The following is a 24,259-nucleotide window of genomic DNA, read 5'->3' as shown; positions in this document are numbered from 1 at the left end:
CTCCCCCTCAGCGCACAGAGACACGCAGAAAGGGCGGCAGCGCTTGTTGCGCCACCGCCCTGTGCTCTGTGTCACCGCATCAGACCGACGTCTCGGTGGTGTGCACCTCGACGCTGATCGGCCGGTAGATCACCAGTTCGCCGCCGTTGGTCTGCACTCGGCGCCGCCCCTGGTCGAGGGTGACGATCTCGCCTTCGGCACCCGCGGCAAAGGTGCGCCCACCGGGCCGGTAAATGAGCGCGTCAGCCAGTGCGGTCTGCAGCTCGCTGACCCGCTGCTGCAGCGCGTGCACCTGGTTTTCGAGCTCAATGACCCGGCGGATGCCCTCAAGACTCACACCCTCATTCGAGAGTCGCTGCACCTCCCGCAGCACCACGACATCGCGCAGCGTGTACCGGCGTGACCGCCCGGCCGTGCGCTGTGGGCGCACGAGACCGATGCGGTCGTACTGGCGCAGCGTCTGCGGGTGCATGCCGGCCAGCTCGGCTGCAGCCGAGATGCCGAACAGTGCAGTGGTCTCGTCAGTCATGGCTGACTACTCCCCTGCGCGTTCAAACAGCTCGGCTCTGGGGTCGTCTTCGGCAACGGCCTTAACGAACTCATCAAGTGCCTCACGAGCCTTCGGCTTGAGTGAGGTGGGCACCACCACCTGCACCTCGGCGAGCAGGTCGCCGGTGCGCTTGGCGGTTTTCACCCCACGACCCTTGATGCGCAGCACGCGCCCAGAGGGTGTGCCGGGTTTCACCTTGACCTTGACGCGTGCGCCACCGAACGTGGGCACCTCGACGGTGGCACCGAGCGTGGCCTCTGCAAAGGTCACCGGCAACACTACCTTGAGGTTGTCGCCCTCGCGGGTGAACACTGGGTGCGTGCCCACCGAGATGTGCACGATCAGGTCACCGGCGGGGCCCCCGCCTCGCCCGGGGTTGCCCTTGCCGCGCAGACGAATCTTCTGCCCGTCATGCACCCCGGCGGGGATCTTGGTCTTGACCGTCTTGCCCTGCGGAGTGCCGAGCGAGACCGTCGCGCCGTTGACCGCCTGTTCGAAGCTCAGGCGAGCACGCGCCTCAACGTCTTCACCAGGCGCAGACCCACGCGAGAACCCGGCAGACCCACCGGCCTGACCGAACAGGCCGCCGAAGAGATCTTCGTAGCCGCCAGCGCCCGGTGCGCCGCCGGTTGAGAAGCGCACTCGCTGCCCGCCTCCGCCGCCACCTTGGTTGAACAGGCCGCCGAACAGATCGTCGAACCCCGCCTGGCCGCCTGGGCCGCCGGAGCCGGCACTGAACCGGGCCCCGGCGCCCATGGCACGAAGCGAGTCGTACTCCTTGCGCTCTTTCGGGTCAGAGAGCACGCTGTACGCCTCGGAGATCTCTTTGAACTTCGCCTCGGCCTTCGCATCACCCTGATTCGCATCGGGGTGATACTTGCGAGCGAGCTTGCGATACTCCTTCTTCAGGTCGGCGTCGGAGATGTCTTTCGACACTCCGAGCACGGCATAGAAGTCTTTATCAAGCCAATCCTGACTTGCCATGCGTTCCGCCTCCTTCTGTCATTCCGCGGGTGCGAACACGACCACCTTGGCCGCGCGCAGCAGGGTCTCGCCGATGCGATACCCGGGAGTCACCACCTCGCCGATCACCAATTCGGTGACATCGGGGTTGGGCTGCTGCAGCACTGCCTCGTGCACCTTGGGGTCGAACGGCTCGCCCTTGGCGCCGAAGCGTTCCAGCCCCAGCCCCTCGGCCACGCCACGCAGTTTGGATGCGATGGTTGCGAACGCTGACCCCTCGGCCAGGTCGCCGGCTTGTTCGGCACGATCGAGATCGTCGAACACGGGGAACAGGCGCTTGGCAGTCTCACCGGCAGCACGCTGCCGCTCGATGACTGCCTGGGCCTCAGTGCGAGCACGATAGTTTTTGTATTCTGCGGCGAGACGCTGCAGCTCGTCGAGCAGCTTGTCTTCGCGGCTCGCGGGCTGGGCGCCCTCAGCCGCGTCAGCGGCTTCGCCAGTGGGCTCCTGCGCCTCGGTGACCTCTTCGGTCTCCGGCTCAGATGCGCCGGGGGCGCCGGATGCCGTTTGAGCATCCAGCGCCTCCTCAGCACCCTGCACATCGGCAGGATCGACACCGGCTGACTGCTGTTCGTTCTTGTTGTCGTCAGCCATCAGTGACCGCCTTACTTCTTGTCGTCGTCATCGTCGACGACCTCGGCGTCGACGATATCGTCGTCATCGCCGGAGCCGCCAGCGGCTGACCCACCGTCAGCCGACTCGCTCGAGGCATCTGCCTGAGCGGCCTTGTAGATCTCCTCGCCGAGCTTGACCTGCGACTCGTTGAGCTTGTCGAACGCCGCCTTGACGGCATCGTCGTCAGAGCCTTCGAGTGCCTTCTTCAGCTCTTCAACGTCAGCGGTGACCTCGGTCTTGACCTCGTCAGACAGCTTCTCATCGTTGTCTTTGATGAGCTTCTCAATCGAGTAGGCGAGCTGCTCGGCGTTGTTGCGCTGCTCTGCGGCCTCGCGACGCTGCTTGTCCTCCTCCTCGTGCTCCTTGGCCTCTTTCACAAAGCGGTCGATGTCCTCCTGCGACAGACCCGAGCCGCCCTGGATGGTGATCTCCTGCTCTTTGCCGGTGCCCTTGTCTTTGGCAGAAACCTTCACGATGCCGTTGGCATCGATGTCGAAGGTCACCTCGATCTGTGGCACACCGCGCGGAGCCGGTGCGATGCCGGTCAGCTCGAAGGTGCCGAGGCTCTTGTTGTCGCGGGTGAACTCGCGCTCGCCCTGGAACACCTGGATCGACACCGACGGCTGGTTGTCTTCAGCGGTGGTGAAGGTCTCGCTGCGCTTGGTCGGAATGGCAGTGTTGCGCTCGATCAGCTTGGTGAAGATGCCACCCTTGGTCTCGATGCCGAGGCTCAGCGGGGTGACGTCGATCAGCAGCACGTCTTTGCGCTCGCCCTTCAGCACGCCGGCCTGGATGGCCGCGCCCACGGCGACGACCTCATCGGGGTTGACGCCCTTGTTGGGCTCCTTGCCGCCGGTGAGCTTCTTGACCTCCTCGACGACCGCGGGAATACGGGTCGAACCGCCGACGAGCACCACGTGATCGACGTCGGAGACCTTGACCCCGGCCTCTTTGATGACGTCGTGGAACGGCTTGGCGGTGCGCTCGACCAGATCAGCGGTCAGCTCTTCGAACTTGGCGCGCGAGATGGTCTCATCGAGGTTGGCCGGGCCGTTCTCCGTGAGCGAGAGATACGGCAGCTGCACGCTGGCGCTGTTCTGGCTCGAGAGCTCTTTCTTGGCCTGCTCAGCGGCCTCCTTGAGTCGCTGCAGGGCGATCTTGTCGCTCGAGACGTCGACGCCGGTCGACTCTTTGAACTTCTTGATCAGGTAGTCGACCAAGCGCTGATCCCAGTCGTCACCACCGAGGTGGTTGTCGCCCGAGGTGGCGCGCACCTGAATGGTCGAGAAGTCATCGTCTTTGCCGACCTCCAGCAGAGACACGTCGAAGGTGCCGCCACCGAGGTCGAACACGAGGATCAGCTCGTCTTCTTTGCCTTTGTCAAGACCGTATGCCAGTGCGGCTGCGGTGGGCTCGTTGATGATGCGCAGCACGTTGAGCCCGGCGATCTCACCGGCCTCTTTGGTGGCCTGACGCTGTGAGTCGTTGAAGTACGCCGGCACGGTGATGACGGCATCGGTGACCTTGTCGCCAAGGTAGCTCTCGGCGTCGGTCTTCAGCTTCTGCAGGATGCGTGCGGAGATCTCCTGCGGGGTGTACCTCTTGCCGTCGATGTCGTTGGTCTTCCAGTCGGTGCCGATGTGGCGCTTGACCGAGGCAATGGTGCGGTCGACGTTGGTGACGGCCTGACGCTTCGCGGTCTCACCAACGAGCACCTCGCCGTCTTTGGCGAAGGCGACGATGGATGGCGTGGTACGGAAACCCTCTGCGTTTGCGATGACGGTGGGCTCGCCGCCCTCCAACACCGACACCACTGAGTTGGTGGTGCCGAGGTCAATTCCTACTGCTCGTGACATTCTGTGTCCTTTCTTGCCCGGTGCCCCGGGCCTCTGTCTGTCGTGAAGTCTCGTTCAGCGACCCTCCTTGAGTCGCCTGCACTCAACTTTACGCATGCGCATCCATTTGTCAAGGCTCGTGACAAAAAGTTGAGCATAGTTCACTCATGTTTCAGAGAAGTAGCCCGACTGGGCGCGTGATTACAGGGGTACCTCGAGCCTCGAGCCCCACACACGTGTCACAAAATGCGACTCAGAGCCCACCATTCCCACACTTCGTGACACCCCTGGGACCATGCCCCGCAGAAGCACACACAGGTGTCACGAAATGCGACTCAGACTTCACTATTCCCACACTTCGTGACACCGCAACGATGCGCGCCCATCCCCCGCCCCGCCACGTCACGCACAGACGTTTCACACAGGCGTGGTCGGCGCCGAATCTCTCCACAGCTCCGGGACTCTGCCGGTGCACCATCTCAGAACGAACGATGCTGATGCGATGACCCGCACACCTCGCCCGCTGCCGCCGCTGCTGAGTGCTCGACCTTTTCATGTGCACGAGGCATTTGCGCACGACATCACCCCTTCTCGCTTGAGAGCGGCAGATCTCGAACAGCCGTTCCCCGGGGTGCGTGTAGCCAAGACACTTCCTGCAACCCTCGAGAACTGGTGCCGGGCATGTTCGCTCGCACTCCCCGACAACGCAGCGTTCAGCCATCTGACCGCCGCGCAGCTGTGGCACATCCCGTTGCCCCGCCGATATGAGCAGACGCTTCCGCTGCATGTGACGACCCCCAACGAACAGCGTCCCCTGCGCCTGTCACAAGTCAGCGGACATCGAGGCCGTAGCGCACTCGCAACGCATTCCATCAGGGGTCTGCCCGTCTGCAGCCCCGTCGACACGTGGCTGGGGCTCGCCCGCTGGCTCACCTGCGACGAACTCGTCGCCGCAGCCGACTATCTGATCTGCGATCCTTTGGCAGAAGTCGCCGCGACGATCGTGCCCGGGCACCGACGCCCGCTCGCCACGCAGGACCAACTCGCGCAAGCAGTCGCCGACGGCTCGCGCATGATCGGCATTCGACAGCTGCGCGCCGCACTGCCGCTGATCAGGCCGGGTGTCGAGTCTCCGCGTGAGACACAGCTGCGTCTGATGATGCTTCGCGCAGGTCTGCCCGAACCAGAGATCAACACCGCGGTCTTCGACAGCGCGGGTCGACTGCTCGGAGTCCTCGATCTCTTCCTTCGAGCCTTCCGCGTGGGCATCGAATACGAAGGCGCCCATCACCGCGGGCCCGAGCAGTTCGCTGCCGACCTGCGGCGTTATGAGCGCTTCACTGCAAGCGGCATCCTGGTCGTTCGCATCGACGCCCCTGCGATGCGCGACGATGGCGCCGAGGCCGTCGCACGCATCACTGACGCCCTGCTCTCGCGCGGATGGCGCCCCAACTGACCACACCGGTGTCACGAGACGCGAGAAAGACCCACCGCACCACACACAGGTGTCACGAGACGCGAGAAACCGGCGCCAAAACAACAATCCGTGACACCTCAGACCCGCAGCACACACAGGTGTCACGAATTGCGAAACACCCACTGCACCCCGTGCAAAGCCTTCTGGCGCTTATTCCGCGCCACCACCGGTCGCGAGTCGCATCAGGTCGGTGTCGAGCCGAATCTCGTCGTCGCCCGAGACCGACTGCTCGCGATCAGCGTGCCGCACCGGGGCATCCACCGAAGCGCTGCCCTGAGCATCTGCCGCTTCAGCATCAACGCCGCGAGTGACCCCCGCACCACCAGCACCTGACAGCAGACGCCCCAGCTCGGCGACGGCCAGCTCAATGCGAGCATGCAGCGCCGCCGCACCGTTGTTCCAGTCACCCGGCGTCGCGTAAATCGAGGTGGGTACGCTGAGCGCCCGCATGAACGCGAACAGCGGCCGGATGCCGTCGTCCAGCGCCAGCGCATGTCGCGTCGACTGCCCAGTGGCCGCCAGCAGCACGGGAGTCAGATACAACGCATCTTTGTCGAGCAGGTCGAAAAACGACTTGAACAGCCCACTGAAGGTCGCCTTATAAATCGGCGTGGCGACCACCAGCGCGTCGGCCGCAGCCACCTGGTCGAACGCCTGCTGCAGCTCGGGCGAGACGTAGTTCGACACCAAGCCCTTCGCGATGTCGATCGCCAGTTCGCGCAGCGAAACCGTCTCGATGCGCACCTCGCCGAATCGTGCCTGCACCTGCTGAGCGATCGCCTGCAGCAGCATGTCGGTGCTCGAGGGCACCCCGCTGCCAGCAGACACCAGCACCACCAATGGATGCCGCACCTCGGCACCAGCCTCGTCTTTCGTCGTCATCTCACCACTCCTCTACTTCTGAGTCTCTCGATCTGCCTGGGCATCTTTGGCGCCTTCTGCGGTCACCGCGGTGCGCAGCCTGCGGCACAGCTCGCTCAGATTCGCCAGCTCAGCCTCGTCGAGGGCACCGCCCACCACCTCAGCGATGTTGCGCGCGTGAGCCCGGCCAACCCTGCGCTGCGCCGCACGCCCAGCATCGGTCAGCTGAATACGCACTCCGCGCGCATCGTCGGCATCGCGCTGCTTGACCACCAGCCCCCGGGCCACCAGCCGGTCGACCATGCGCGAGAGCGAGGGCTGGGGCGCGAGCACCGCATCCACCAGCTCGCTCAGTCGCAGGCCCGACGCGCTGCCAGCCAGCGTGTAGAGCACGTCGTACTCCTTCATTGAGAGCTCAGACCAGATCGGCTCTGCGCCGAAGCGTCGCCACAGGGCGACCTGGGCTCGCAGCAGCGACTCCCAGGCGCCGACCGCCGCTCGATCGGCAGCTGTGCTCACGCCTGCTCCGCGTCGAGGTCGATGCTGGAGCGCTCACCGATATAGGGCGAACCACCTGTGACGTTGTCGCCGCGGTTCGCGCTCGGCCGAAACTCGGGCACCGGGCCGTCGCCATACTTCGCGGCGACCAGCGACGCGTGCGTGGGCCCCTCGGGCGTGCCCGGCGCCTGCCTCGCTGCCGTTTCGGCACGCAGCGTCGGCAGAATCTCGCCCAACAAATCGAGCTGTTCGAGCACGATCTTCAGCGGCAGCCCGGCGTGATCGATCAAGAACAGCTGACGCTGGTAGTCGCCGAAGGCCTCGCGAAACTCGAGCGTGCTGTCGATGACCTGCTGCGGGCTGCCCACCGTCAGCGGCGTCTGCGAGGTGAATTCCTCCATCGTGGGGCCGTGGCCGTACACCGGCGCATTGTCGAAGTATGGACGGAACTCGCGCACCGCATCCTGCGAATTGCGCCGCATGAAGAACTGCCCGCCGAGGCCGACGATCGCCTGCGCCTCGGTGCCGTGGCCATAATGGGCGAAGCGCTGCCGATAGAAGCGGATCAAGCGCTGGTAGTGACCCTTGGGCCAGAAGATGTTGTTGGCGAAGAAGCCGTCGCCGTAGTATGCCGCCTGCTCAGCGATCTCGGGCGTGCGAATCGAGCCGTGCCACACGAACGGCGGCACCCCGTCGAGCGGGCGCGGTGTCGAGGTGAACCCGCGCAGCGGGGTGCGGTACTGGCCGCTCCAGTCGACGCGGTCTTCGGTCCACAGGCGGTGCAGCAGGTTGTAGTTCTCGAGCGCCATCGGCAGCGACTCGGCGATGTCTTTGCCGAACCACGGGTAGACCGGGGCCGTGTTGCCGCGGCCCAGCATGAGATCCATGCGCCCGTCGGCCACGTGCTGCAGCATCGCGTACTCCTCAGCGATGCGCACTGGGTCGTTGGTCGTGATCAGCGTGGTCGATGTCGACAGCAGGATGCGCTTGGTGCGCCCGGCGATATTGGCCAGCAGCGTCGTGGGTGACGACGAGATGAACGGAGGGTTGTGATGCTCGCCCACCGCAAATACGTCGAGGCCGATGTCTTCGGCTTTCTCGGCGATGGTGACCAGCGCCTTGACGCGCTCGTGCTCTGTGGGGGTGACCCCGCTGACCGGATCGCGGGTGACGTCGCTGACGCTGAAGAGTCCGTACTGCATGAGTGGTCCTTTCCCTCTCATCGATTGTCGACACAACCTCTTCGCTCACGGTAGCACATTTACATGCATGTGCATATACCTTGACGGGTGGATGCGCTCGGCCTCGGTTGACACCAACGCAATGTCTGCAGCACCGGGCACCGACCACTAAGCACCGGATGCCAAGCGCCGGAGGCCAACGCAATGTCTGCACCACCGACCAGATGTCCGCAGCCACGCCGACACCGCTGCAGACATCGCGCTGCCCCTGCAGACATCGTGCTGCACTCCCCGCATGTCGGATGCCCCGCGTACGATGTCCCCATGCCCTCAGATCTCCCCGCCTCGGCTGCAGCGCCCACTGCATCGCCCCTGATGCAGCGCGCCCGCCGGGTGCTGCACCAGGTCTATGGCTATGACGCGTTTCGGGGGCAGCAGGGCGAGATCGTGCAGCGCGTGGCCAAGGGCGGCGACGCTCTCGTGCTCATGCCCACCGGCGGCGGCAAATCGATCTGCTACCAGGTGCCCGCACTGCTGCGCGGCGGCGTCGGTGTGGTCATCTCACCGCTCATCGCCCTGATGCAAGATCAGGTCGAGGCCCTGCGGGCCAACGGGGTGCGCGCCGCCGCGCTCAACTCGTCGCTCGACGTCGGCGAGCAGCGCCGCATCGAGCAGGCGGCCCTGACCGGCGAGCTCGATCTGCTCTACCTCGCCCCCGAACGCCTATCGACCGAGCGCACGCTCGAGCTGCTCGACCGGCTCGCCATCTCGGTGTTCGCCATCGACGAGGCGCATTGCGTCGCGCAGTGGGGCCACGACTTTCGCCCCGACTACCTGCAGCTCGAGGTGCTGCACGAGCGCTGGCCGACCGTGCCGCGCATCGCACTCACGGCAACTGCCACCCCGGCCACTCGCGCCGAGATCGTCGATCGGCTGCACCTCGAAGACGCGCAGGTCTTCGTCTCGAGCTTCGATCGCCCCAACATTCAATACCGCATCGTGCCCAAGCACCGCCCAGTCGAGCAATTGGTGAGCTTCATCCGCGACGAGCATGCCGGCGAGGCGGGCATCGTCTACTGTCTCTCCCGAGCCAGTGTTGAGCGCACGGCTGATGCGCTCAACGAACGAGGCATCGCCGCACTCATCTACCACGCCGGCCTGCCAAATGAGCTGCGGGCAGCCAATCAGGCGAGGTTTCTGCAAGAAGACGGCCTGGTCATGGTGGCCACCATTGCCTTCGGCATGGGTATCGACAAACCCGATGTGCGCTTCGTCGCCCACCTCGACCTGCCCAAGAGCATCGAGGGATACTACCAAGAGACCGGCCGAGCCGGCCGCGACGGACTGCCCGCCACCGCGTGGCTGGCCTATGGGCTGCAAGATGTGGTGCAACAGCGCCAGATGATCGAACGGGGCGCCGGCGACCCCATGCACAAGCGCGCGCAGACCCGCGCGCTCGACGCGATGCTGGCGCTGTGCGAGACCCTCGAGTGCCGACGCGTGCGCCTGCTCGCCCACTTCGGCGAGGCGAGCGCCCCCTGCGGCAACTGCGACACGTGCCTCACCCCGCCCGAGCGCTTCGACGCCACCGTGCCGGCGCAGAAGCTGCTGTCGACCATCGTGCGCCTGCAGCGCGAACGGGGCCAGCACTTCGGCGCCGGGCACCTGATCGACATCCTGCTCGGCCACGAGACCGACCGGGTGCACGGCTATCACCACGATGAGCTCTCCACGTTCGGCATCGGCACCGAGCTGCAGCCGGCGCAGTGGCGGGCGGTCATCCGTCAGCTGCTCGCGCTGGGCTATCTGCGCACCAGCCCCGACCGCTACGCGACCCTCGGCATCACCGAGGCGGCCATCCCCGTGCTGAAGGGCGAACAGGCGCTCGAGCTGCGCCGCGATCTGGGCGCCGCCGCCCAGCGGGGCTCACGACGCGGCCCCAGATCGGCCGCAGCCGTGGCCGACCTGCCCGAGGCGCTGCATCCATTGTTCGAGCGCCTGCGGCACTGGCGCTCCGAGACGGCGAAGGCGCAGGGCGTGCCCGCCTACATCGTGTTCACCGACGCGACGCTCCGGGCGATCGCCGCGGCGCAGCCGGCGTCCACCCAGGCGCTGAGCCAGGTCAGCGGCGTCGGTGAGGCCAAGCTGGCCGTCTACGGCGAGGCCATCCTCGAGATCGTCGCAGACTTCTGAGTGCCTGTGCCGCACCGGCCGGCGCCATGACTTCTGCGGGCGGGCCTCCGGCGCGTAGACTCCCCGCATGGCCGACATCTTCGACATTCCCCTCACCCTCATCGACGGCACCCCGACCACGCTGGCGCACTGGCGCGACCGCGTGCTGCTGATCGTCAACGTGGCCTCCAAGTGCGGCCTGACCCCGCAGTACGAACAGCTTGAACAGCTGCAGCGCGACTACGCAGACCGCGGGTTCACGGTGCTGGGGTTCCCCTGCAATCAGTTCTTGGGTCAGGAGCCCGGCGACGCCGAGCAGATCCAGACGTTCTGCTCGACCACGTATGGCGTGACCTTCCCGATGTTCGAGAAGACGAAGGTGAACGGTCGCGACCGCAGCCCGCTGTATCAGGCGCTCACTCAGGTGCCGGACGATGCCGGCAAGGCCGGCCGCGTGCAGTGGAACTTCGAGAAGTTCGTGATCGCGCCGGCCGTCGGCGACGCCGCCCCGGTCATCCGCCGCTTCCGGCCACGCACCCGCCCCGACGCGCCCGAGGTGATCGCCGCCATCGAGGCGGCACTCCCCGCCGGCGACCGCGCCTGACGCAGCCGCGCGGCCCGAAGACGTTCGCAGGGATGCCGTGTCGGCTCCCGCTGTTAGGCTACCCTTGGCAGCGGATGCCGTTGACGCCCCTCAGCCTGCGCAGCGCCCCGAATGCCACACACCCGAGCGAACGGAGACATGGGATGACCGAGCGACAGCCAGAGAGCTTCACCGCAGCCGAGGCGAGCAGTGCCGAGACCGACGCCACGACGCTGGCGCACATCGCCAATGTGCGCCCCGATCTGCATCAGGCCATCCTCGCCAACCCCAACATCTATCCGGAGCTGGCCGCCTGGATCCACCAGCGCGGCACTGTGGCCCCTGCGGCGACTGAGCCGGCAGACCCAGCGCAGTCCGTCACAGCGCAGTCGGGCCCTGCACAGTCGGCAACCGCGCAGTCGGCAACCGAGCAGTCGGGCGTTGGCGATCCGCAGACTCAGCCCGCGACGCCGACAGCACAGCCGCAGCAGCCCACCCAGCCGCAGGCTTATCCCGGGCAGCCGCAGTACGGGCAACCCCAGTTCAGCCAGCCCCAGTACGGGCAGCAGCAACAGCAGCCATACGGCCAGGCCCAGCAGCCGCAGTACAGCCAGCCCCAGTACGGCCAGCAGCAGTTTGATCAGCAGCAGTACGGCCAGCAGCCCCAGTACGACTACAGCCAGGCGGGTGCCAACCTGCAGCAGTCGTTCGGGCAGCTGCAGAAAGACCCCGGCGGCTTCATCAAGGCGCACTGGCCCGAACTCGGCGTGATCGCCGCATCGCTGCTGGGCTTCATCAGTCTCTTCCTGCCCGCGGTCTCGGCGAGCTACTCAATATTCGGCAACTCGGCGAGCTTCTCCGCGAGTTTCATCCAGGGCGACGGTGTCTTCCTGCTGCCGCTGTACCTGCTGGCGATCGCGGCGAGCGTGGTGACCTTCGCGGTGCACGCGCCCTGGACGAAGACCGCCTTCGGAGTCGTCACGCTGGTGACCGGTGCGGTCTCCGTGATCGTGGCGCTGGTGGCCATCTCGCAGATCAGTTCATACTCCGGCTACGGCGTCTCGATCGGTGCCGGCACGGTGCTCGTGCTGCTGATGGGCCTGGTGTTCATCGGGCTGGGCGTCGTGAACTTCCTGCTGCGCCCCCAGCGCTGATCGGCCACGCGCTCACTGCAGCAGCGAGCGGCCAATGGCTCGCGCCTCAGCCCGGCTGCTGACGCCGAGCTTGCGGAACAGCGACCGCATGTGAGACTTCACCGTGTTCACCGACAAGAACAGGCGCTCTGCGATCGCCTTGTTGGTGAGCCCCTCCGTCACCAGCGCGAGCACCTGCTGCTCGGCCGGGGTGAGCTGGGGCCGAGGCGCTGACACGACCAGCACATGGGGAGCGTCCATGAGCTCGTCGGTGAGCCGCAGCAGATCACCGGGCAGCTGATCGCCGAGGTGCTGCCGCATCGCCGCCAGGCACTCGCGCGGCGCGAAGCGCAGGGCGAACGCCATATCGGCCTCCGATGACGACGCCTCGACCGACCGCAGCCGGGCGAGGGCGCCGGAGGTGTCGCCGTCTTGGATGCTGCGACCGGCGAGCAGCACCTGCAGCAGGGTCTCGGCCCTCGACACCATAGCCGGGCCCGCGTCGACGGAGAGCTCCGACTCGTCAAGGGGCCGGCCGGTTGAGAAGGCGACGAGTCCCCTCGCCAGAACGGCGTGCAGCCCCGTGCCGTCACCATGGCGCTCGACCAGCGCCACCGCCTCCGCCGCGTGCCCGGAGGCGAACCCGGCCAGGGCCATCCCCAGCAGTCTGCGGCCCGACATCGGGGCATCGGCGCCGAGGCGCCGCTCCACCTCCTCCCAGACCCCGTATGCGGCCTGGGCCTGCCCGTCGAGCAGCAGAAGCAGCGTGTAGCTCCACGCGATGAATGGTTGTGTCAGCAGACGTCCGTTGCGCTCGATCAGCTGACGCAGTGCTTCAAGGCCGCTCCCGGGTTCTCCGTTCCAGACGGCCTGCCAGGCCTGCGCCAGCGCCACGAATTCGTCGATGGCGCCCCAGCTGGCGCCGTCTCGGGGGCCACCGGTGAGATCTTCCGCTCGTTGCACGGCCTGCGCGCTTTCCGAACCGCCTAGAAGTCGCTGCCCGAAATAGCCTTCCAGCACGCGCAGGCAGAGCACGGCGACGGCCCGCCCCTGGTGCTGCACACCCTCGGCGAGCGCGCGCAGCAGCAGCGTTCGCGCAAGGGAGACGTCTGCGCGGATGAGTGCGAGCACGCCCAGGATCAGGTCTGCGCGTGCCGCGGAGTGGCTGTCGAGCTGGCCGGCGAGGCCGGCCTCGGCCACTGCGTCCGCGCAGCAGCGCAATGCAGAGCCATACGACTCCCACCGGTCGAGCGCCGCGGCTCCGACGCTCAGCGCCAGCGCGCTGTTGAGCCGCTGCAGCACGCTCCCGGTGCGCATGCGCTGTTCAAGCAGCGGGAAGATCGACAGCGTGCGGCGCGCCAGTTCTCGATCCTGTCGGATGCTGCGGTACGACTCGAGTGCCGCAAGCACCGTCGCTGTCGGCAGCTGCGCCCGCTGGGCATCTGGCAGTGCGAGCACGGGGGTGAACCCCTGCACCCGGCGGGTCCACACCATGTCGATCAGGTGTGCACCCACGAAGCTCTCGAGCACGTCGACGTCGCCGAGGTCTTGCAGCAGCTGGGCGCCGTCCTGCGGCCTCCCGTGCTCGCCGTACCAGCTCACCAGCCGCATCGCGAAACCACTGCCCGGCTGTTGGTGCTCGGCGCGCGGCAGGTTGTGCAGCCAGTCGCGCAGCACCATGTGCATGCCTTCATGCCAGTGCACGATGCCGGCGGTTCCCGCCACGTATTCGATGCGCGCGTAGCCGGCCAGGCGCAGCCGCTCGACGGCGCGCAGGGCCCCCGGAAGCACCGAGGCGAGGGCGTCGAGATCGACCGCTGGCACGGCGACCAAGTCGCGCAGCATGCTCATGAACTGGCTTCGCCCCTGCCTGGTCGCGAGCAGTTCCATGAACGGGATGACCGCGTAGCTGAGCATGCCACCGGCGGATCGCAGCAGTGCGAGGTTCACCGTGTCTGCGTCGATGTGGCGGCGCGCCGATGCACCCTCCGAGGTCGGTGTGCGCAGATCGATGACCTGACGCCACTCTCGCTCCACGCCGCCGATAACCGCTCGCACCTGGGAGCCGTCCAGCACCATGCGCTCGATGCCGAGCGCGCGCAGCATGAGCATCGAGGAGGCGAGCGGATGCCCCGCGGTCAGCTCGTGCACCCGCGCTGTGAGCTCCGGCGTGGGGTCGAGCCCGAAGGACGCCGCCAGAAGGCCGATCTCCTGCGGGGTGAACACCAGCTGGTCATCGGTGATGACGGTGGTCGCGACAGAGGACACGGAGGCTGCCGCGCGCAGATCCGAGGCATCGACAAGAGAGCAGAGCACGTCGGCTCCGGCGGCGACCGAGGCGACGATCAATCGGTCGATCGCGGACGAGGCCTGCCATTCGTAGTTGACCAGACAGAGCTGCAGCCCCTGCAGGTCACGCAGAAAGCTCGGCAGAGCGCGTTCCAGCTGAGACGCGTCGACCTGCCCGCGAAGCAGCGCGTCGAGCGTGGCGTGGTGTCGCATGGCGGAGGATGCGGGCACGCCCAGCTGCTCGGCGAACGCAGCGGCCGCGAAGCCCAGCGCGTGCGCGTCGCCCAGGGCCCGTTGCGGAAACTCGATCAGCACGATCGGGGCCTTGCGCCGGGCCGCATGCGGCCCGGCGGGCGAATCCGCCGCCGCGCAGGTGCTGATCTGCCGCAGCTGCTCGCAACGCTGACGAATGAGAGCCTGTTTGCCGCTGCCGGGCACGCCTTCGATGATGGTCAGCGGTGCCGACGCATCGAGCTGCTCGAGCACGCGCTGTCGCACGGCCCGGCCCTCGGGGCGGCTTCCGGGATAGTCCATGGTTGGCGTCTCCTTCAGCTCAGCGCGCCTGCCACCGCGCGCGTCCAAGCCTGAGACCGCCATGCGGCGGTCTGCTGCAGATGTGGCGGAGGATACGAGATTCGAACTCGTGAGGGCGTGAACCCAACACGCTTTCCAAGCGTGCGCCATAGGCCTCTAGGCGAATCCTCCAGTTCGAGCCGCCGGACATCGCAGCTCAACCCCACAAGTCTACCGGACTTGCAGCGATGCTGCAGGAGACGAGCCGACAGGGGAGATCGGCCCGTCTCCGGCATCGGCCGGCACTCAACGTGCGCGTCGCCCGCGGGAGCGGCCCGCATCGCGCAGCATCGTCACGGCGGCACCACCGACCAGCAGCAGGAATCCACTCAGCAGGATGCTGAACTCGAGCCCGGTGCGGGCCAGCGGGTCTGCTGCGGCCACGTCAGCCGCGTCACTCGCGGTGAGCACGGCATCCGGCGTCTGCTCGGCGTCGCTGGTCACCGTCACGGTGTTGACCACATGGTCGCCGGCGGCTTCGCCCACAGACACGGTCAGACGCAGCGTGCGGGACTCGCCGACGCCGATCGGGGCATCCGGCAGCCAGGTCACCGTCTGACCCGAGACCGAGACGCCGCTCTGGTCGGCGCTGCGGTAGGTCAGCCCCTGAGGCAGCTCATCGGTGACGGTGACCGCCCCGGTGTCCTCGGTCGGCCCGCTGTTGGTCACCGTGATGACATAGACGGCCTTCTGCCCGATCTTCAGCTCGCCCTCATGCGTCTTGGTGACGCCGAGCGTGGCCAGCGACGGCACGTCGACGGGGTCGTCGGCGTGGTTGGGGTACGGATCATCCTGTCCATCCGGGATGTCCGCTTCAGGGGTGTCGCTGGCCACGTCGACGCTGTTGACCACCCGTGGATAGGAGCCAACCGCGACCGCGGTGTCGAGCTTCAGCTCGGGCGCCGTCACGCCAGGGGAGAGCGTGCCGGCGTCAGTCACGAGCTCGAACTCCACCGTGGTGGTGCCGTCCTCGTTCGTGACCGGATCACCGATCAGCTGCCATGCCGAGGATTGCCCCTCGGCTGGCGTCTGCAGGCCGACGAAGGTCAGGCCGGCCGGCAGAGTCTCTTTCACTGTCACACCGCGGGCGGCAGAGGGCCCGTGGTTGGTCACTGTGATCGTGAACGGAAGCGTGTCGCCGATGTGCACTGCAGATGCCTCGTGCGTCTTGGTCACCGACAGGTCGGCCTGCTCGGTGACGTCGACCGTGGCGTCATCGGTGTTGTTGGTCGTGTCAGTGTCCGGAGTGTTCGAGCTGACCGTCGCGGTGTTCGTCAGTGCATGCGTCTCAGTGCCCGCCGTGGTCGCGCTGGTCAGGTACGCGTCAGCGGCGACCTCGGTGGCGATCACGAGAACGGGAGCGCTCTGGCCGGCGCCCAGTCCGCTCGCGCTGGTGAACGCGAGGGTCGTGGTGCCGTCGACGGAGACCGCCGGGCTGCCCGCGAGCGTCCAGGTGCCGGTCGTGTCCGCAAACGACACATAGGTCGTGCCTGCTGGCAGGGTGTCGATGATCGTCACCGGGCCGTCAGCGTCGGAGAGGCCGTTGTTCTTCACCTGCAGCTGGTAGCGCAGGCTGGTGCCCGCGGTGACGGAGGAGATCTCCTGCCCGCTCTCATCGACTGCGGTCTTGACGATCTGCAGATCGGCGTCGGCCACCACGTCGACGGATGCGTCATCCGAGTCGGTGTGCGGGCCGCTGGAGTCATCCCAGCCGAGGTTCGCCGTGTTCACGAGCGCCTTCGACGCGTCGGCGGCGAGGCCGGCGGCATAATCCGCGGCGATCGTTCCGGTGACAGTGATGTCGCTGGCGACACCGACGCCGGGTTCGAGCAGCCCGCCATTGCCGGTGTAGGTCAGCGTGCCGCCCGTGAGCGTCCAGTCGCTGCCGCCGCTGATCGAGGTGATCTGCAGACCAGTGATCGACGGGTCGGTCACCGTCACGTTCCGCGCCGTAGAGGGCCCGTTGTTGGTGACCTTCAGCGTGTAGGTGACTTGGCCGCCGGCGACCGGCTTGCCGTCTCGACTCGGGTCGAAGGAGGTCACCGTCTTGTCGATCGTGACATCGGCACTGCTGATCACCGTCGCCGGATCTGTGCTGGAGTTGTTGCTCGGGTCGGGATCGGGCAGGTCGGTCGGGCCGTCCACCGTGGCGGTGTTGTCGACCGCACCCTGCAGTTCGGTGTCAAGGTGCACGGTGACCTGGATGGTGCTGGTCGCGTTCACCGCGAGCCCCGAAGTGCTCGTCCAGGTGAGCGCCTGCGCGTCATCCGCGCCCTGTGACACCGTCCAGCCCGCTCCCTCGGAGCTCACGTAGGTGAGCCCTGCAGGAAGAGTGTCGGCGACCGTGATCGTCTTGCCCACGGGCACGACGGACGGCCCGTTGTTCGTGACGGTCAGGGTGTAGGTGAGATCCTGGCCGGCGATCGCGTTGCCGCTGTGCGTCTTGGCGATCGACAGGTCGGCCTTCGCGTCAGAGTCGGAGTTCTTCCCCGAGTCATCGGGTTCGGCGTTGTCCGCGTCGGCGGTCACCGTGTTGGTGATCGTCGTGCTGGCGGCCACATCGGCGGCCACGAGAACGGTCACCTCGACGCTGCGGGTCTCGCCGGGGGCGAGAGAGCCACTGAGCGTCCAGGTCAGGTGCCGGGCGTTCGCACCGTCTTGAGCGAACGTCCATGTGCCACCGCCGGTGACCGCGCTCCATGACTGGTATGTGAGCTCGCTGGGCAGGGTGTCATCGAGGGTGACGTTCACGGCATCCGCTGTGCCGGTGTTGGTCACGCTCAGCCGATAGGTGCCGGTGGATCCGGCGGTCAGCTGGGTCGTGCCCTGCGCGAAATCCTTGCCCGCCTGCAGCGTGGTCGTCGTGTCGATGGCATCGGATGCCGTGTCCTGGTTCGGCTGCGTGCCGGCGCCCCCGGTCGCATCCTCGGGCGTGGTACCCGGAGTGACCGTCGCGGTGTTCTCCACCGTGCCGGTGGAGGAGCTCTTGAGCGTGCCGGTGACCGTGAAGCTCACGGACTGACCCGCATCGAGGCTCTGCGTGATCTGCGCGGTCACCGCTGCGGCATCACGGGTCAGTGTGCCCGCCGAGTCGCCCTGCCAGGTGAGGGTGACATCCTTCGTGAGATCGAGGGCGTCGGGCAGCGCATCGGTCACGGTGATCGGTGCAGCGCTGCTCGCGACGGAACGAGACGGACCGTGGTTCGTCACCGTGATGGTCCAGGTGACCGACTGCCCGGCTTTGACGCCGCTGGTCGGTGCACTCGTCGTCTTGCTGATGCCCAAGTCGGCGACTGGCGCAAGCGTCTTCTCCGCAGTGTCGGTGTTGTCACTCGGCGTGGGATCCGCCGTCTGTGCGGTCGCCGTCGCGGTGTTCTTCGCGGTGCCGACCGCCGCGGCGTCGACGGTCACCGGAATGCGCACGGTGAACGATGCGCCCTGCGCGAGCGTCGGAGTGGCAGACCCCCACGTCACCAGGTACGGGTCGCTGTCGGTTCCGGAGCCGCTGATGGATCCGGTGGAGCCGTCCGGCGCGGTCACCGTCCACCCGCTCACCTGCGCAGCGGTCACGGTGCCGGCGGTCAGACCGCTGAGATCAGCGAGATCCGTCAGCGTGAACGGGCCGACGGCCGCAGCCGAGCTACTCTGCTTGTTGGTGACGGTCACCAGCCAGCTGGGGGCGCTGCCGTCCCCGCCGAAGGTCTGCCCTGGCGTCCAATCGCCCTGAGCGGTCTTGGCCACCTGCAGATCCGCGGACTGCAGCGTCACGTCTGCCGTGGCATCTTCATCGGCGTAGGAGCTGTCGGTGCCCCAAGTCGAGCTCGTGCCGCCGTTCGTGCCCGCAGAGGCATTCGTCTGGCTGCCGTTCGCATCAGTGAGCGAGACGCCGAGTGTGTTCGTGTACGTGCTCAGCGCTGCGTCCTCGGCGGGCTTCGCCGTCACCTGGATGCTGATCGACTGGCCGGATGCGAGAGTCCAGCCGCTGCCGGAGGTCGCGCTCCAGGTGAGCCTGCCCGTATCCCCGCTGCTCGGCGTGCTGATCGTCGAGGCGTCGACAGCGCTGCCGGCGACAGTCACCGTGCCCGTGGAGACGTAGCTCCACTGATCCGGCAGCCGGTCGAGCACCTGCACGTCGTTCGCCGTGCCCTGCCCAGAGTTGGTCGCCGTGAGTGTCCAGGTGTAGTTCTGGCCGCGGTAGGCGACACCGCTGGTCGGTGTCTTCGTCAGGCTGAGGTGTGGGAGCTTCGCCTGCACGTCAGCGGTGGCGGGCGTCGGCGTGTAGTCGCGCTCATAGCTCGCATCCGTGTCATCCCCGTCGAGTGAGCTGTACGTGCCGGTGAACGTGTTCGTGTACTTCGCGCTCAGACCGGTCGTGCTGTCGTCGGAGTCGTCAGCGATCTTCGAGGAATCCGCGCCGAAGACGACCGTGAACGTCAGCGTCTTCGCGTTCGCCGTGCCGACGGCGATGTCTCCGGCGTTCCACGTGATCGTCCGTGTCGCAGTGTCAACGGTCACGCCGAGTGACGAGAGATCCGTGACCTGGGTCGCGCCGTTGTAGAACTTCAGCGTCGAGGCGTCGAACTGCTCGGGCAGGGTATCTGTGCCGACGAAGTCGTAGGCGGTCGAGGTGCCGGTGTTCGTCGCGGTCAGTGCGAACGTGACGGTGCTGCCGAGTTCGACCTGACTGCTGCTCACCGTCTTGCCGAGGGTCACCTTCGGCTCAACGACGGTCACGCTCGCCTGGGATGTGCTCGAGGACTTGTCGAGGCTCGCCGTCGGGTCGGTGGGGTCGGTCTTGTCGCTCAGGTTCCACTTCGTCTGCGCGGTGTTGGTCAGCGTCTTGCCCGCGACGACCGCGCTGTTGGTCGACCCGTTGAGGTCAGCTGTGAATCGCACCTGCACGGTGACCGTGTATGTCTGTTCCGTGGCGGCCGCGGCGACATGACCGACCGCCCAGCCGATGGTCTGGCCGTTGACGATCTGCGTCACGTCGCTGTCGCCGGAGCCGATATTCAGCGCTCCGGCGGGGCCAGTGATGGTCGCGCTGACGAACTCGGCTCCCGCCGGCAGGGTGTCGACGATGGTGGTGTCGAATGTCTCGGTGTTCGCGGGGATGGTGCCGCTCACCTGGTAGGTGACGGTCTGCCCGGGTGTGACCTTCGCCGTGCTGCTGGAGGTGTCCGTGGTGATGTTTCCGCTGGCGTCGGTCAGCCCGGTGCCGTCGGCACTCGGCGAGACGCTCGTGATGGCCTTGTCGCTGGTGGCGCCGTTGACCGTGATCTGCTTGGATGCTGTGGTGGCGTAGTGCTGTGCGGTGCCACTCTGCGCGGTCGCCTCGTCAGCGGTGAGTGAGTCGCCCTCGAAGGAGACGCTGTTGTCATAGGTCGCCGATGCGGTGACCGGGTCTGGGGTGGTGACCGTCAACGTGGCGCTGAGGGTCTGTCCGGCGGCAACGACCACCCCGGGCTTCAGCTGGATGGTGACCGTGCTCGGGCTGCCCGCATCCGTCGAGGTCGCCCCGCCGGTGCCGATGTTCGAGGTGACGACGGTGTAGTCAGTATTCTCAGTCAACGTGCTGGACCCGAGGGTCACCGTGCCGACGCCTGTATAGGTGAGTCCCCCCGGCAGGGTGTCGACGAGCTTTGCCGATTTCAGCCCGGGCGTATTGACCCCGCTGTTGGTGGACTGGTTCGTGCCCTTCACGGTGAAGGTGACGGTCTGTCCGGCTCCGATGCTGGTGTCTGGTGAGGCTGTCTTTGACGCGGTCAGGTTCGGATTGACGATCTGCACCGTGGCGGTCCTGCTGATGCCGCTGTTGTTCTTCGAGGTGAATGTCGCGGTGTTCTTTGCCGAGGTGGTGACGTTCTTGCTGCTGCCATTGGTCACTGGAGAGTAGCCGGTGACCGTGCCCGGTACCGTGAGCACATATGTCACATCAGCATCAGTCGTATTGCTGAAGTCCTGACCCCAGGTGAAGTCCGTCGAACTCGTGCCGGTAAACAACGGGGTCGTGATCGCACTGCTGTCCTTCGTGACAGTGATGGTGTTCGGGTCGATGGTGATCTGCGGATACGTGGAGGCCGCGTTCGCCACTGCATCCTTGAGCGACCCACCGGTCACCGTGGTGTTCGCAGGAACGGTGAGCGTGATCTTGAACGTCACCTTCTCGCCGACCACTGCCTGGGCGCTTGGCCCATAGCCATTGGTGTCGGGGTTGCTCGCCTGGTTGTTGTTGTTCTGGCTGAGGCCGCTGGTCACCGTCTTCGACAGTGACACGTTCGGCGATTTCACCGTGGCGGTGTCCTTCGCCTTCGATGCGTTGCTGTCCACCACCGAGGAGTCGATGTTCTCAGCAGGGTACCAGGTGGTTTGATCGAGGTCAGTGTCGGCGTCGCTGCCGTCGTAGTCGAGTTCTGTCGCGAAATCGCGTACGCCGGCGGTGTTCGTGAAGGTCGTGTTGACTTCGGGATCTGCCGGTGCCGTGGCCGTGACGTAGTAGGTGACCGATGCACCTGCTGCGATCGTTCCCGAGTGCGCCCATTTCAGCGTCGAGTCTGGATCTGAATCGGAGTTGGTCGTCACCGCGGAGCTAAGCGACGAGTTCGAGTACACCGCGCCGTTCGTGAACCCAGTGGGCAGCACATCCCAGATGGTCGGGTCGAGAACGGTCTGGGCACCGGTATTGGTCGCCGTCACCTTGTAGGTGACGCATTGGCCGCTGGTGACCTGCGCGCCATCGGAGATCACCGAACCAGCGGTGCACGAGCCGCTGCCGATCCCGACGACATCCTTGATGAGCGCCACGCTGGGCGCCTCATCGACCTCGAAGGCGGCCTCGTCGCGGAAGGTCACCACGGCGGCCTTCGTGTTGGTGACCGATGCCTTGGCGAGATTGTCGAGAGAAGCACCGGATTGGGTGAGTTCCACGCCCACGATCACCGAGAGCTTGCGGTTCTCGGTTCCACTGAGCTCTTGGTATGTATCGCCGGCCTTCCACACCAGTGTGCTCGTGATGTTCTGATCTGCGACGACCGAGCCCGCACCCACCGCCTTGGTATCGTCACCGGTGGCCGTCCAGTTGTCTGTCGGTGCGGTGTTGTCTGTGGCGAACGTCCAACCATAGAGCTTCGAGCCCTGTGGCAGGAAGTCGGTGAGCTGCGTGTCGCGCAGCGACAGCGTCGGGTCGGCCAGGTCGAACGAGATCTTGAACCAGACAAGATCCCCCTGCTCGAACGTCGTCGATGTCGAGTCAGCGAACGCGCTCTCATCGGTGGCTGTGAGTGTTCCGGCGCCGAACTTGGTGGTGAAATCGCTCGTGGCGTCACGAGAGAGCACCCGCTTGTCGATGGTCGGCGTGATCGCCTGCAGATCGGCGGAGTCAGTCGCCGTGAGCTCTTTGACGCCCGTTGTCTCCTCGTCGACCCCGGCCTCTGTCTGCACCGTCGCCGAGGCGCTGTTCGTGAACTGATCGTAGGCGACGATGTCCTGCCCCAGACGCGAATCGTCTGCGCCCGAGTACTCCGTCTGCTGGTACACCGGGATGCGCACCGTCACGGTCTCGCCGCGCACGAGATCCTGAGTGCTGCTCGTCGGCTCCAGGGTGATGGTCCATTTGCCCGTTGCGGAGTCGAACGTGGCGCTCGTGTACTCCAGCGTCAGTGCCGGGTCCGTAGTCGGATCCGTCGTCGTGACGAGCGATTTCGTTCCGCTGTAGCGTTGGTCGCTGATCGAGCTGAGCGCACCGCTGGCGCCGAATGCCGCATCCAGTGCCTGGTCCACGGCGTCGCCATCGGCCTGAGCGATCGGCTGCATGCCGTCGGGCAGCTCATCGGTGATCACGATGGATGGTGTGGTGCCGTCGCCGGCATCCGCACCGACGTACTCGCTGAGCGTCGTTGTCAGGCTGAAGTACGTGATCTGCCCGGGGCGGAAGTCCCAGGCGGCATCCTGACCGATACGCGTGTTGGGGGCGTCCACCGCGTTGCCGCTCTCATTGACGACGCTCTTGCTCTCGACGGCATCGGCGATCGTGTAGATCTGCGAGTCTGTGACCACGACGGAATCATCGGCCGCGACGAGCGCGGCGACGTTCGTGCGGCTCTCACCCACGAGGTCTCGGGTGTACGTGCCCGAGTTGTTGTCGAGGTTGGACGCCTGCGCGGTGCCGGTCGGCGCAGTGCCTTCTCCTGAGTCCTCGCCATTCCAGTCGGTGGTGTTCTCCTGCAGCGGGATGCCCGCCCAGTATGTGACCGTGGCCGTCGACTGCGCCGGCACCGTCACGTTCCAGGTGATCTTCGTGTAGGTGGATCCCTCGGTCACTCCGTACTTCGCGGCATCCTCAGCGGTGGCGACCAACGTCTCGACGGAGGCGACGGCAGCGGTCGCGGCAGGTGACGTGGGGTCGGTGGTCACCGAGGATGACGTTCCCGCACCGGTGCTGTCGGCCTGCGTCTGACCGTCGGTGCCGTCGGCCCATTCGGGCTCCGACTCCGTTGAGGTCGACGTGCCGTCGAGGAATTCGAAGGCCGCCGGCAGGAAGTCGACCAGCTGGTAGCTCACCTCGCTGGTGCCGGAGTTCTTGACCGTCAGCGGCACCTCACGCTTGTTCTCGTGCACGCCACGCAGCCACGCCGTGCCGCCGCTCGCCGGTTCGTCAGACGTCGCCGAGCTCTTGTCTTTCAACAGAGTGACCGAACTGAGCGTCGTCGCCTGTTCGGCGACATCGCTCGAAAGGTCGCTGTTCGTGATCGCGCTGCCCAGCGCGCTCTGGTCGATTGCGCCCGCGGTGACCTTGCTGGTGTCCACTTCGGGGATGGTTCGCGGATTGCTGCTGGCAAAGGCCTGCAGGCTGTTGGTGACTGTGCTGCCCGTCTCCACATCAGCGCCGAGGGTCACGGTGTATTCAAGCTGGATCGACTGCCCTGCAGCAAGATCCAGCTCATTGGGCCATACCAGCAGCGTCTGCCCTGTCTCGGTCGTCTGCGCCGGCTCGCCCGTGGTCTCGGTCACCGCGTACGTCGAAGGGTTGCCGAAGGCATACGGGGAATCCACCTTGGTCGAATTCGCCTGATAGGTCTCCCCTGCCGGCAGCAAGTCGGCCAGCAGCACGTTGTACAGCGTGTTGGAGCCGGTGTTCTCGAGCTTCACCCGATACGTGACGGTGTCGCCGGGAGCCGCATTCGACGGCCCGCTCTTGGTCACCTGCAGCGGAGAGGTCTCATCGGCGCTGGCGGCCACGGCATCGGGCAGGGTGCCGAGCCCGGCCACTGCGATGAGCAGGGCCAGCAGCATGGCCATCGGCCTCCGGTACCAGGCGACTCGAGCGTCGACGGACGCATGCAGGCTCGGCATGAACAGAGTGGACATGGACTGCTCCCCTAAGGTGTCTCACGGCCGCGGAAACGACCGTTCAGGGCGCACGAACGCGCCTGATCAGCAGTCAGTATTCATGGAGGCGAGCGCCGGAATT

General features: G+C 66.3%; 13 protein-coding genes and 1 tRNA gene. 4 read left to right on the top strand and 10 right to left on the bottom strand.

Annotation, left to right across the window (positions count from 1 at the left end; translation table 11 throughout):
• Positions 1 to 79 precede the first annotated feature (79 nt).
• From G557_RS0109380 to dnaK, 4 genes are read right to left on the bottom strand one after another with little or no spacing between them, the layout of a single operon-like run.
• The gene (locus tag G557_RS0109380) at positions 80 to 529 is read right to left on the bottom strand and encodes a heat shock protein transcriptional repressor HspR (RefSeq protein WP_028245826.1); all 450 of its coding nucleotides are present in this window, start codon (positions 527 to 529) and stop codon (positions 80 to 82) included.
• Between the two features lie 6 nt (positions 530 to 535).
• On the bottom strand, positions 536 to 1,534 hold the full coding sequence (locus G557_RS0109375; protein WP_028245825.1) for a DnaJ C-terminal domain-containing protein: 999 nt from the start codon (positions 1,532 to 1,534) through the stop codon (positions 536 to 538).
• A gap of 18 nt (positions 1,535 to 1,552) precedes the next feature.
• Positions 1,553 to 2,167, bottom strand: coding sequence for a nucleotide exchange factor GrpE (locus G557_RS0109370; protein ID WP_028245824.1), 615 nt, complete (start codon positions 2,165 to 2,167; stop codon positions 1,553 to 1,555).
• A gap of 11 nt (positions 2,168 to 2,178) precedes the next feature.
• Positions 2,179 to 4,044, bottom strand: coding sequence for a molecular chaperone DnaK (gene dnaK, locus G557_RS0109365; RefSeq protein WP_028245823.1), 1,866 nt, complete (start codon positions 4,042 to 4,044; stop codon positions 2,179 to 2,181).
• A gap of 481 nt (positions 4,045 to 4,525) precedes the next feature.
• Here dnaK and G557_RS0109360 point away from each other — a divergent pair, with 481 nt between their 5' ends.
• Positions 4,526 to 5,479, top strand: coding sequence for a hypothetical protein (locus G557_RS0109360; protein ID WP_028245822.1), 954 nt, complete (start codon positions 4,526 to 4,528; stop codon positions 5,477 to 5,479).
• A gap of 171 nt (positions 5,480 to 5,650) precedes the next feature.
• Here G557_RS0109360 and G557_RS12850 read toward each other — a convergent pair whose 3' ends face one another.
• Genes G557_RS12850 through G557_RS12840 form a run of 3 tightly spaced genes read right to left on the bottom strand, consistent with a single transcriptional unit; the run spans position 5,651 to position 8,061 of the window.
• On the bottom strand, positions 5,651 to 6,382 hold the full coding sequence (locus tag G557_RS12850; RefSeq protein WP_051224966.1) for a CE1759 family FMN reductase: 732 nt from the start codon (positions 6,380 to 6,382) through the stop codon (positions 5,651 to 5,653).
• Positions 6,383 to 6,394: 12 nt separating this feature from the next.
• Entirely contained in the window at positions 6,395 to 6,880 is a 486-nt protein-coding gene (locus G557_RS12845; RefSeq protein ID WP_051224965.1) for a MarR family winged helix-turn-helix transcriptional regulator, read from the bottom strand.
• Positions 6,877 to 8,061 carry an LLM class flavin-dependent oxidoreductase gene (locus G557_RS12840; protein ID WP_036962029.1) on the bottom strand — a complete coding sequence of 395 codons (1,185 nt, stop codon included), beginning with the start codon at positions 8,059 to 8,061 and terminating at the stop codon, positions 6,877 to 6,879. Before G557_RS12840 ends, G557_RS12845 begins: the two co-directional genes overlap by 4 nt.
• A gap of 303 nt (positions 8,062 to 8,364) precedes the next feature.
• Between G557_RS12840 and recQ the strand changes: the two genes are divergently transcribed.
• The 3 genes from recQ (at position 8,365) to G557_RS0109330 (ending at position 11,949) form a co-directional block, all read left to right on the top strand.
• Entirely contained in the window at positions 8,365 to 10,233 is a 1,869-nt protein-coding gene (gene recQ / locus G557_RS0109340) for a DNA helicase RecQ (protein ID WP_211220545.1), read from the top strand.
• A gap of 67 nt (positions 10,234 to 10,300) precedes the next feature.
• Positions 10,301 to 10,816, top strand: coding sequence for a glutathione peroxidase (locus tag G557_RS0109335; RefSeq protein WP_028245820.1), 516 nt, complete (start codon positions 10,301 to 10,303; stop codon positions 10,814 to 10,816).
• Between the two features lie 143 nt (positions 10,817 to 10,959).
• Positions 10,960 to 11,949, top strand: coding sequence for a variant leucine-rich repeat-containing protein (locus G557_RS0109330; RefSeq protein ID WP_028245819.1), 990 nt, complete (start codon positions 10,960 to 10,962; stop codon positions 11,947 to 11,949).
• Positions 11,950 to 11,961: 12 nt separating this feature from the next.
• Here G557_RS0109330 and G557_RS14335 read toward each other — a convergent pair whose 3' ends face one another.
• The 3 genes from G557_RS14335 to G557_RS0109315 all read right to left on the bottom strand — a co-directional run bounded on the left by G557_RS14335 (position 11,962) and on the right by G557_RS0109315 (position 24,156).
• On the bottom strand, positions 11,962 to 14,751 hold the full coding sequence (locus G557_RS14335; RefSeq protein ID WP_028245818.1) for a helix-turn-helix transcriptional regulator: 2,790 nt from the start codon (positions 14,749 to 14,751) through the stop codon (positions 11,962 to 11,964).
• Between the two features lie 83 nt (positions 14,752 to 14,834).
• Positions 14,835 to 14,922, bottom strand: a tRNA-Ser gene (locus G557_RS0109320).
• A 114-nt stretch (positions 14,923 to 15,036) separates the two neighbouring features.
• Positions 15,037 to 24,156 (bottom strand): isopeptide-forming domain-containing fimbrial protein, encoded by a 9,120-nt coding sequence (locus G557_RS0109315; protein ID WP_084627116.1) that lies wholly within the window; start codon positions 24,154 to 24,156, stop codon positions 15,037 to 15,039.
• Positions 24,157 to 24,259: the final 103 nt, after the last annotated feature.

Source organism: Pseudoclavibacter soli DSM 23366, from assembly GCF_000423505.1.
GTDB classification, from domain to species: domain Bacteria; phylum Actinomycetota; class Actinomycetes; order Actinomycetales; family Microbacteriaceae; genus Pseudoclavibacter_A; species Pseudoclavibacter_A soli.
Note: the sequence above shows the minus strand (reverse complement) of the source record. Positions and strands in the feature narration are given on the sequence as shown.

Excerpts from the sequence above, each read along its gene's own strand:
- G557_RS0109380 (WP_028245826.1), bottom strand. The coding sequence starts at position 529 with ATGACTGACGAGACCACTGCACTGTTCGGCATCTCGGCTGCAGCCGAG.
- G557_RS0109375 (WP_028245825.1), bottom strand. The coding sequence starts at position 1,534 with ATGGCAAGTCAGGATTGGCTTGATAAAGACTTCTATGCCGTGCTCGGA.
- G557_RS0109370 (WP_028245824.1), bottom strand. The coding sequence starts at position 2,167 with ATGGCTGACGACAACAAGAACGAACAGCAGTCAGCCGGTGTCGATCCT.
- dnaK (WP_028245823.1), bottom strand. The coding sequence starts at position 4,044 with ATGTCACGAGCAGTAGGAATTGACCTCGGCACCACCAACTCAGTGGTG.
- G557_RS0109360 (WP_028245822.1), top strand. The coding sequence starts at position 4,526 with ATGACCCGCACACCTCGCCCGCTGCCGCCGCTGCTGAGTGCTCGACCT.
- G557_RS12850 (WP_051224966.1), bottom strand. The coding sequence starts at position 6,382 with ATGACGACGAAAGACGAGGCTGGTGCCGAGGTGCGGCATCCATTGGTG.
- G557_RS12840 (WP_036962029.1), bottom strand. The coding sequence starts at position 8,061 with ATGCAGTACGGACTCTTCAGCGTCAGCGACGTCACCCGCGATCCGGTC.
- recQ (WP_211220545.1), top strand. The coding sequence starts at position 8,365 with ATGCCCTCAGATCTCCCCGCCTCGGCTGCAGCGCCCACTGCATCGCCC.
- G557_RS0109335 (WP_028245820.1), top strand. The coding sequence starts at position 10,301 with ATGGCCGACATCTTCGACATTCCCCTCACCCTCATCGACGGCACCCCG.
- G557_RS0109330 (WP_028245819.1), top strand. The coding sequence starts at position 10,960 with ATGACCGAGCGACAGCCAGAGAGCTTCACCGCAGCCGAGGCGAGCAGT.
- G557_RS14335 (WP_028245818.1), bottom strand. The coding sequence starts at position 14,751 with ATGGACTATCCCGGAAGCCGCCCCGAGGGCCGGGCCGTGCGACAGCGC.
- G557_RS0109315 (WP_084627116.1), bottom strand. The coding sequence starts at position 24,156 with ATGTCCACTCTGTTCATGCCGAGCCTGCATGCGTCCGTCGACGCTCGA.